A 7,823-nucleotide genomic window follows, 5' to 3' on the forward strand; every position below is an offset into this window, starting at 1 on the left:
TCGGCGATTAACTGGTTGCCCAGGCTCTGCCTGGGAACCGATGTACAGAGGCTCTGCCTCGCTTGCTTGCGAAAATTGGAGGCAGAGCCTGTGGATCTCCGTTACCAGGATCTGCCTGGTAACGAGTAACGAGTAAAACTCTTGTGGTGTAGGCATCCTGCGTGCCCTTGGCTGGCTATTTACCAGATATCTATTACAGTTGGAGCAACGCTTCTTTGATATCCAGCGCTAAAAATCTATCCAATGCTAGATACATCCAATAAACAGATAACTGACTATCGCTGCTAGTCTTCTGAAATCCCAAAGCCAGGGACTGTTTTTCGTACATGGGGTGGATCATCAGGGTGTACAAGTCGCAAAGATTGGGAAAATCTGTTTGCATTTCGCCTAAAACTTTTTGTGAGTCTTCGAGAAAAGCAATGCGGTATTCTGACAAATACTGCGGATCGATCATCCAACTGCGGACAAATACTGACTGGCAATTTATATCTCCTGGTAGCGCCATATTGAAAGGATCGATATCGGAAATAGAACTTAAATGAAGGCTTTTGCTAGGAGCGTTAAAAAAATTGACTTCAGATTCGCTAACTGTGGGATAAAGTAAGTAAAACCCGACTGGATTGAGGTTATCTGAGCGCCGCAAAACTCGCATTCCCTTTGAGTATTGACTGGCAAAAAGCCGGAGTATTTTAGCAATTTTGTGGGGAACTGTGTTAGTGTTGCGGTTCATCCAGTTGTAATTGGTGGCTAATAAATTGGCAACGATAATTGCGTCGCACCGAGGGTTGAAATCATCTAATTGGAGTTGTACAGGCTTTTGAGGTTCGGCGGTTTCTAAAATTTCTGAAACTGACTGAATTTTAATTGCCGTAGCGTTACCATCAAAGTGTTTTGCGATTAATCCGAGTGCTGCTAATTTATCTAACATCATTCCGGCGGCGCGATCGCTCCCGCGATCGGAATCGCAGTAAAATAGTTCGGCGGCTTCCCGGTGAGTGCACTGCACTTCTGTTGCTGGCACTTCCAGTTTCGCCAGCGGTGGTTTGAGACGGGGCTGGCTTTCCTGAAGCTGTTTCACCGATAAGTAAACCCAAAGCCTGATAAAGCATTCAGCCCTAGTGCGGGTTACGCCTACTCGTTTCATCAACAGCGAAACAGCCGTGCGGCGTTGAGAAGGAGAATACCAAGTATCTAGTTTTGCAATATCCATTTCAGTCGGGAAGCTGCGAAGGAACTCTAGTTACATATTGGCTCAATTACATAAAACTTCACCCCACTTCAGGTTATTTGTTGCCGCTGTTGCTCAACTTGCCTGATTTCCGGCGACTCTACAAGATAGCTGCTTGCTCGTTGCAAGTTCACAAATCACAAAGCACAATCAATTTTAGATATTTTATGACCCGACTAAATTAGCAACTTTAGAGGTTTACGTCATGTACAGTGCTGATACCAATTTAATATGAAGCTGCATAGAATAAAGCTTCAAGAATGAAATTGTAATAAGATAGCGAACTGCGACAGTTCAGGTGTGATTTGTTGCAGAACAAGATTAAGTCGTTCCTGCAATAGGGTTCTTGGAGCCTCTATCGATATTTGGAACTGCAAAAAGAGATCAGGAATGTTTAAAAGTATGGTGCTACTTATAGCAATCTTTGCAGGAGTCGTAAATTTTTTACCCCACCCCAACCCTCCCCGAAATCGCGGGGAGGGAGTAAGAAATTCACAAATGATTTAGGATGGCTATAAGCTGTTGTGCATTTAAATTGTATATTTCGAGTCCCGATCAAAAATCGTCAAATCCTCTCCCCCGATCCCCATCGGACCCTCTCCCTCTCTAATACCATAGGCAATCTAGATGCAACACAGCTTATGTAGGGTGCAACCTAAGCACCTTACGACTATTTAATGACTGCCAACAATCTAGATAAACCCGCCCCCACACAATGAATAATCTGCATCAACGCTGTCTGTGAACGCATCGAAAAAATGTACATTTGGATTGTTCGTCTTGGGAGGGCGGGTTTTTCAGATTATTCGTTTCCGACATAGATGGTTGGTAAAACCCGCCCCTACGCAATCTGAAATTATAGTTGATTTTTCAGGTATAAAATTAAGAGGAAAACTCAAGCGGCCGCTAGCTGTGCTTGTTCTGCTGCTTGGGGCAAAGTCTGATTTACCACAATCCACTTGCCTGTAATTGGGTCGCGGTAAGTAATAAAGGGATTAGATTTTAAAGGTTGACTGCAAGGTTTAGCGCCCATCTCTACACACTCCCTATAAATGGCATTGAATAACTACTACAACACCATACCTTTAATAATCGGCTATTTTGCCTAAAATCCGCGTGATTTATACCTCAACAATAGGTGATATTTAAGGTATGTTTTCGTGACAGAGAACACTTCCTCATGTGATTTAAAACTGCGTGGGCAGTGAGCAGTATCACCAAAAACCTTCCGTAAAAAAATCTGCCTTGTGGTTTTTACCTTCTACCTTTAAGCAGACCACTGTTTTCAGTATACATCTGATATTATTAAGTAAGGTAAAGATGTTTATCAGAGATCCCCTCACAAACTTATGGTGCTATTTGGATTTGGCAAAAAGTCGAGCCTGCCCTCTCCCCAAGAGGCATTACCGGGACGGGCAGAGTCGATGTCGGTACCGGCAAGTCACTTTGTTAACGGCAATCCGCTCAAACCTCCCTTTCCAAACGGCATGGAGACTGCGTTGTTTGGCCTGGGCTGTTTTTGGGGAGCGGAACGCAAATTTTGGCAGCAAAATGGAGTTTTTTCGACGGCTGTTGGCTACGCGGCCGGGATTACTCCGAATCCTACTTACAAGGAAGTTTGCAGCGGGATGACGGGACACAATGAAGTAGTTTTGGTTGTGTTCGATCCGAAAGTAATTAGTTACGAAACGCTGCTCAAAGTTTTTTGGGAAAGTCACAATCCTACTCAAGGAATGCGTCAGGGCAATGATTCGGGTACTCAGTATCGATCGGGAATTTACACGTATTCAGCCAGCCAAAAGCAGCTAGCTGAAGCTTCGCGCGATGCTTACCAGCAGGCTTTGACTGCGGCCGGTTACGGCAAGATTACCACTGAAATTATTGACGCGCCTGAGTTTTATTACGCAGAAGGCTATCATCAGCAGTATCTTGCTAAAGACCCGAACGGTTATTGCGGCTTGGGCGGTACTAAGGTTTGTTTGCCTGCTATGTCTCAGGCTTAAAACTTTTACAATGGCTATTTTGAGGCGGTTGCAATAGTCCGGCAGTCCGGCAGGGGTTTAAACCCCTGCCTCAAAGCTTAAGTCGTCTGAAGACGACTGAAAGGTTATTGAGATGGTAAAAGGGATTAGTTGAAAGCAGGTAAAATAATGCTGGCTGGTGTGGTAATTATCAATTTAATGATATCTCTGGTCTGTTTTTATATAGCTGCGAAGGTTTGGAAAATCAGGCGGACGATCGCACGTTTGGAACTTCGGATCGCAGCAATCGAACGCTGTAGCAGCAATGTCCTCAGTATGTCGCCGGATTTCCTTGGTAAAAGGCAGCAAGGTACCCGCCAACTGCGACGGCGTTATCAACAACTGGAATTGCAACTGCAACAAGTTCAGCAACTTTTGGGATTGCTGGGTTTGGGACGGATGCTTTGGTCCAGGCGCGATCGACGTTTGAGGTAAGCTATCCTAAAATTGCCGCCTGTGCTGACTCCCTAGGGTTTTCAACAATATTTCTACCTTTGTAAAGGGCTGCGATCGGGCAAACGCCCCTAAAATTGGTGTATGGAGAGAAGTTATAAAAATGTCAACTAAACGTTCAGGATTATTTATTGGCGGTTTGCTTGTGGGTTCTGCGATCGGGGCCGTGACTGGCTTGCTGATGGCACCGCGACCGGGCAAGGAGACGCGGCAGATATTGAAAAAATCGGCCGATGCTTTGCCGGAGTTGGCGGAGGATTTATCGACTAGCGTGCAGTTGCAGGCCGATCGACTTTCTGAAACTGCCATCCGAAATTGGGACGAAACTTTGATTAGACTCAAAGAGGCGATCGCGGCCGGTTTGGAAGCGACTCAGCGGGAACGCCAAACCCTGTCGGAAGCTGAATCTGAAGTGAGTCCCTCCTCGCGCCCTCCCATCCGCTAAATGGCATGAAATTCTCAACCCCCAATCCCAGATTCAAGTGAGCGATCCTATATTTTGGCTAGGACTTTCAATTTTGCTAGTGGCAGTTAGCCTGACTGCTGTTTTAGTGACTTTAATACCTGCAGTGCAAGCGCTGGCCAGGGCGGCCCGCAGCGTGGAAAAGCTCGCTGACACGCTTTCTCGCGAATTTCCGCCGACTTTGGAGGCGATTCGCTTGACGGGGCTGGAAATTAGCGAGTTGACGGATGATGTCAGCGAGGGAGTACAAAGTGCGGGCGAGGTTGTCAAACAGGTCGATCGAAGTATTGGTAGCGCCAAAAAGCAGGCGCAAAATGTGCAGGTAACTACTCGCAGCGTGGTGAGTGGGATGAAGGCTGCTTGGAAAACTTTAACTCGGAAGCCACCGATTTCTGGGACAAATCGCCGATCGACAGATAGATTGTCGCCGAGTCAAAGAAGTGCGCTTTCGCTGAGGGATTCGGGTTTGGAGGACAGATATTCTGGGGTTTACGGTGCCGGTGCGAGTAATGGGGAATCGCCCCGGTTGAGGAGTAGCGAGGGTTCGGGTTTGCCGGGGGATGCTGAAGATTTTGAGGAAGTGCGATCGAACGATTCTTGATTGCACCCAATTCCCGATCATCCCTCCACAGCACACCCATCCCACCAGCAAGGATTCTTATCAATAAAATCCATCAAAGCATCATACTTAGGCGAACCCTTTTGTTCCACATATTCCAAAGCCCCCCAACTTCCCCACTTACTAAATCCACCCACGTCCACAAAGTGCATGAAAAGACTGCCTCCAGCTTGTTTCCAACTATTCAGTAATTGAGTGTACATATCATACATTTCAGGACGCCTATTTAATGCCATAAAAAACTCAGTCAGTTTTTCGTTATTCTCAACTCCTTCAATACCTACAATATGTTGACCGCCCTCGTAAACAAATAACTTGAGACCTTTTTTTTGAGCCACATCTAAGAAATACTTAAAGTCATTCTCAACATCGGGCAAACTATCTTTGAACCCCGGCAGTAACCCGCCCTCTCTTAATTGCTTAAAAGCTTTGCCAAATCCGCCATCTGCGTCATTCAACCAAGACTCTACTGTGCTGACACTTTCTTTCCCGCCCAAGTTGCCGCTAAAATATCCAGCTATGGCTACGGCATCAATACCGTGTTGATAACAAGGTTTATTGCCTTCAGCCACCCAATAGGAACACTCTAAAGAATAAGTTTCTAAATCTCTCCAGGCTCTTTGAGTTCCTAACACGCAGACAACTCGATTCTTTTGATCCTCAAAAACACCTTTCCAGATATCGCACATTTGAGCAGTACGCATTCCGTACCATTGCATAAAAGCATCGCCTTTATCTCCCCACTTCGCTTTACCTTGTTCCAAAGCATAATGCGATTGTGGAAATAACCAATTCCAAACCTCATTAGAATACTCTACATAAACTTTCAGCCTTGGATCTAAACTATCTTTTACCATTTTAGCAAAGTTAGTCATATATTCATCCGTAGCCTGATGCGGCATATTAAACCAGGGTTCTTCTTGGACTTTATTAGCTAAATTCACCATGACTTCTATGGGAACACTGCCTCTGTAAGAATAGGATACACTCTCTGGTTTAGGTCGGTTTGACCATTGTTTTTGTTCAGAACCATTTGTCTCCATCCAGTCCATAAAACGCAAAACTCTAAATTTTTTAATCTTGTCTATAAACAGCGGATTAAATATTTCACCGCTTTGAATAAGCTGTTCATCTTGGGAGTGAAACATTTTAATGTTGCGGATATAGTTCCCTGTTTTATTGGGATCGGTAGCAGTAATTGTAATCATTATGCCTCCGCCTTGTGTGGCATCGACATTAATGATATCCCTCCCAGGTTTCGACGCAGCCTCATCTTTTTTGGCATCAAACCTATATTCGATCGCACCTTCACCCTCATAAGTAACAATATATTGCCCTGAAGGATAGCGATTGGGGATTTCCCTAAGTAATAGGGTACTTACCCTAGTATATTTAGGAGCATCTTCGGGCGAGGGGAGAGACTTCACCCACCCATTTTCATCAAGGTTTAAAAGATTATACTCTTCTGTATCCCATTCACCTTGACAGTTTGGTTGTCCGCTGACGCATTGAGTTATCCATTGTCTAGAAGATTTGAAAGCATCTAAAAAGGGTAATTGTGTTGACGAGTCAGCAATACCGTGAAGCCCAACTCCTAAAGAAGAGCGAGAATTTGATGTATTTTGTACATCTGCCCGCACAGCTACTGTGTTATCTACTTGCCGTACTGCTGTGGGAGCAATATTAGTTGTTAAAGCCCAACATCCGGGAATAAAAATGACAAAAATTAATAAACCCAGCACAAAGCCCAGAGCTTTTTTGTTCGATCTGATACTTAATCGAGACATAAATTTGACTGATTTTATTGTTTTAGGTAAAATCGAAGCGGGTGAAGCTGTTTTAATTTTGATATTTTATCAAAAAGTTCCTTATCAAACTATCAGCTATAAGATTATTAACATTTTTGCCTCTCTGTGGAGGGGCGAGATCCCTTTTTGTCCCCAAGTGCGATCGCCCATCTAACCGTCTTTATCCAAATCTTCTGTTTTCGGAGCTTCTGAAGTTGAGGGAAATTCTAGTCGAATGTTAATATCAATTGATACTGTACTTTCTTTAAAACCTATATTAACTATTTTTACTAATGCTTCTGTCGGTACAGAATTATTTACTTTAAATTCAGCAGCAGACTGAGTTTTATATCCGGCTTCCTGTAGCCGATCGCAAATATTGCGCCAATTTCCTACAGGTTCGTTAGGTACATCTGCGAGTTTTTTTACATATTGGTATAAAGTTTTACATAAATAAACCTCTGCACTTTTGGAACTCTGAAACAGTTGGCGGGCGATTTCGGCGGGACTGCAACCGGAAAGCAATCCTCGGAGGTAGAGTTTTTCTGTTTCTGTTAGTCCCCTGCGCGATCGGGGTGAGATTTGCCGTTTAGCTTCTGCAAAAGCTTGGTACAGCCTTTCTAAGTCCCAGTGTTTGGCGGCTTCGGCAAATAAGTCTTCTTTTGATGCCATTGTCGGGTGTGTTGAGATGTGGCTAACGATAGCATAACCGAAATTGCTAGCGTTTGTTAGTTGTTTGCTAACAATAGGTAGTCTAGTATTAAATTACCGACTCATTGTCTAAGTGCAAATACTTAGAAAAGCGGGAAAGTGCGATCGTGATATTTCAAATTTTACCTGTTTAGTTAACTTTCATTAGTCAAAAAGTTAGTTTTTGTTCCTTAAACTGAGGTATTTCAATGGCTAAAGGTGATGAAATAGCGAAAGCGGCAGGTTCCGCTGCTGCGGGTGCGGCTGCGGGTGCTGGTGTGGTAGCTGCTTCTGGTTTTACGGCAATTGGTGCTGTTGGTGGAGGTGCTGGTATGGGTGCTGCTGCTGGCCCCGTTGGTATAGCCGTAGGTGCATTAGCAGGTTTGGCATTTTACGGGATTAGCAAGGCTTTTTCTGACGACTAAATATTGACTCGCGCCAGGGACTTCAGTTTGCACCATAGTCAATAACGGGCAAGATGCCCGTTCCACAAAGAGTGAATTTCTTGTGGGATGGGCATCCTGCCCGTCCCTTCCACAAAGAGTGAATTTCTTGTGGGATG

General features: G+C 44.5%; 10 protein-coding genes. 6 read left to right on the top strand and 4 right to left on the bottom strand.

Annotated elements, in window-relative coordinates; all coding sequences use genetic code 11:
- Positions 1-193: 193 nt before the first annotated feature.
- Both QUB20_RS19820 and QUB20_RS19825 read right to left on the bottom strand, forming a co-directional pair.
- Positions 194-1,210, bottom strand: coding sequence for a hypothetical protein (locus tag QUB20_RS19820; RefSeq protein ID WP_333248535.1), 1,017 nt, complete (start codon positions 1,208-1,210; stop codon positions 194-196).
- Positions 1,211-2,123: 913 nt separating this feature from the next.
- Positions 2,124-2,261 (bottom strand): hypothetical protein, encoded by a 138-nt coding sequence (locus tag QUB20_RS19825; RefSeq protein WP_333053409.1) that lies wholly within the window; start codon positions 2,259-2,261, stop codon positions 2,124-2,126.
- Between the two features lie 316 nt (positions 2,262-2,577).
- On the opposite strand from QUB20_RS19825, the gene msrA reads away from it, so the two are divergent.
- The 4 genes from msrA to QUB20_RS19845 all read left to right on the top strand — a co-directional run bounded on the left by msrA (position 2,578) and on the right by QUB20_RS19845 (position 4,766).
- A complete protein-coding gene (msrA, locus tag QUB20_RS19830) occupies positions 2,578-3,231 on the top strand; it encodes a peptide-methionine (S)-S-oxide reductase MsrA (RefSeq protein ID WP_333237387.1) in 654 nt (217 codons plus the stop codon).
- A gap of 129 nt (positions 3,232-3,360) precedes the next feature.
- Complete coding sequence (locus tag QUB20_RS19835) at positions 3,361-3,684, top strand: hypothetical protein (RefSeq protein WP_333144418.1); 324 nt, start codon at positions 3,361-3,363, stop codon at positions 3,682-3,684.
- 121 nt (positions 3,685-3,805) lie between these two features.
- Positions 3,806-4,147, top strand: a complete 342-nt coding sequence (locus QUB20_RS19840; protein WP_333053412.1) for a YtxH domain-containing protein — start codon at positions 3,806-3,808, stop codon at positions 4,145-4,147.
- 37 nt (positions 4,148-4,184) lie between these two features.
- Complete coding sequence (locus QUB20_RS19845) at positions 4,185-4,766, top strand: DUF948 domain-containing protein (RefSeq protein WP_333248533.1); 582 nt, start codon at positions 4,185-4,187, stop codon at positions 4,764-4,766.
- 17 nt (positions 4,767-4,783) lie between these two features.
- Here QUB20_RS19845 and QUB20_RS19850 read toward each other — a convergent pair whose 3' ends face one another.
- Positions 4,784-6,571: a cellulose-binding protein gene (locus QUB20_RS19850; RefSeq protein WP_333248531.1), complete on the bottom strand. Its 1,788-nt coding sequence runs from the start codon at positions 6,569-6,571 to the stop codon at positions 4,784-4,786.
- Positions 6,572-6,575: 4 nt separating this feature from the next.
- On the opposite strand from QUB20_RS19850, the gene QUB20_RS19855 reads away from it, so the two are divergent.
- Positions 6,576-6,746, top strand: coding sequence for a hypothetical protein (locus QUB20_RS19855; protein ID WP_333248529.1), 171 nt, complete (start codon positions 6,576-6,578; stop codon positions 6,744-6,746).
- Here QUB20_RS19855 and QUB20_RS19860 read toward each other — a convergent pair.
- Positions 6,743-7,243, bottom strand: a complete 501-nt coding sequence (locus tag QUB20_RS19860) for a DNA-binding response regulator (RefSeq protein ID WP_333248527.1) — start codon at positions 7,241-7,243, stop codon at positions 6,743-6,745. The genes QUB20_RS19855 and QUB20_RS19860 overlap by 4 nt on opposite strands.
- A gap of 227 nt (positions 7,244-7,470) precedes the next feature.
- Between QUB20_RS19860 and QUB20_RS19865 the strand changes: the two genes are divergently transcribed.
- Positions 7,471-7,686: a hypothetical protein gene (locus QUB20_RS19865; RefSeq protein WP_333237396.1), complete on the top strand. Its 216-nt coding sequence runs from the start codon at positions 7,471-7,473 to the stop codon at positions 7,684-7,686.
- The last annotated feature ends 137 nt before the right edge of the window (positions 7,687-7,823 follow it).

It is taken from the genome of Microcoleus sp. B4-C2, assembly GCF_036705265.1.
In the GTDB taxonomy this organism is placed as follows: domain Bacteria; phylum Cyanobacteriota; class Cyanobacteriia; order Cyanobacteriales; family Microcoleaceae; genus Microcoleus.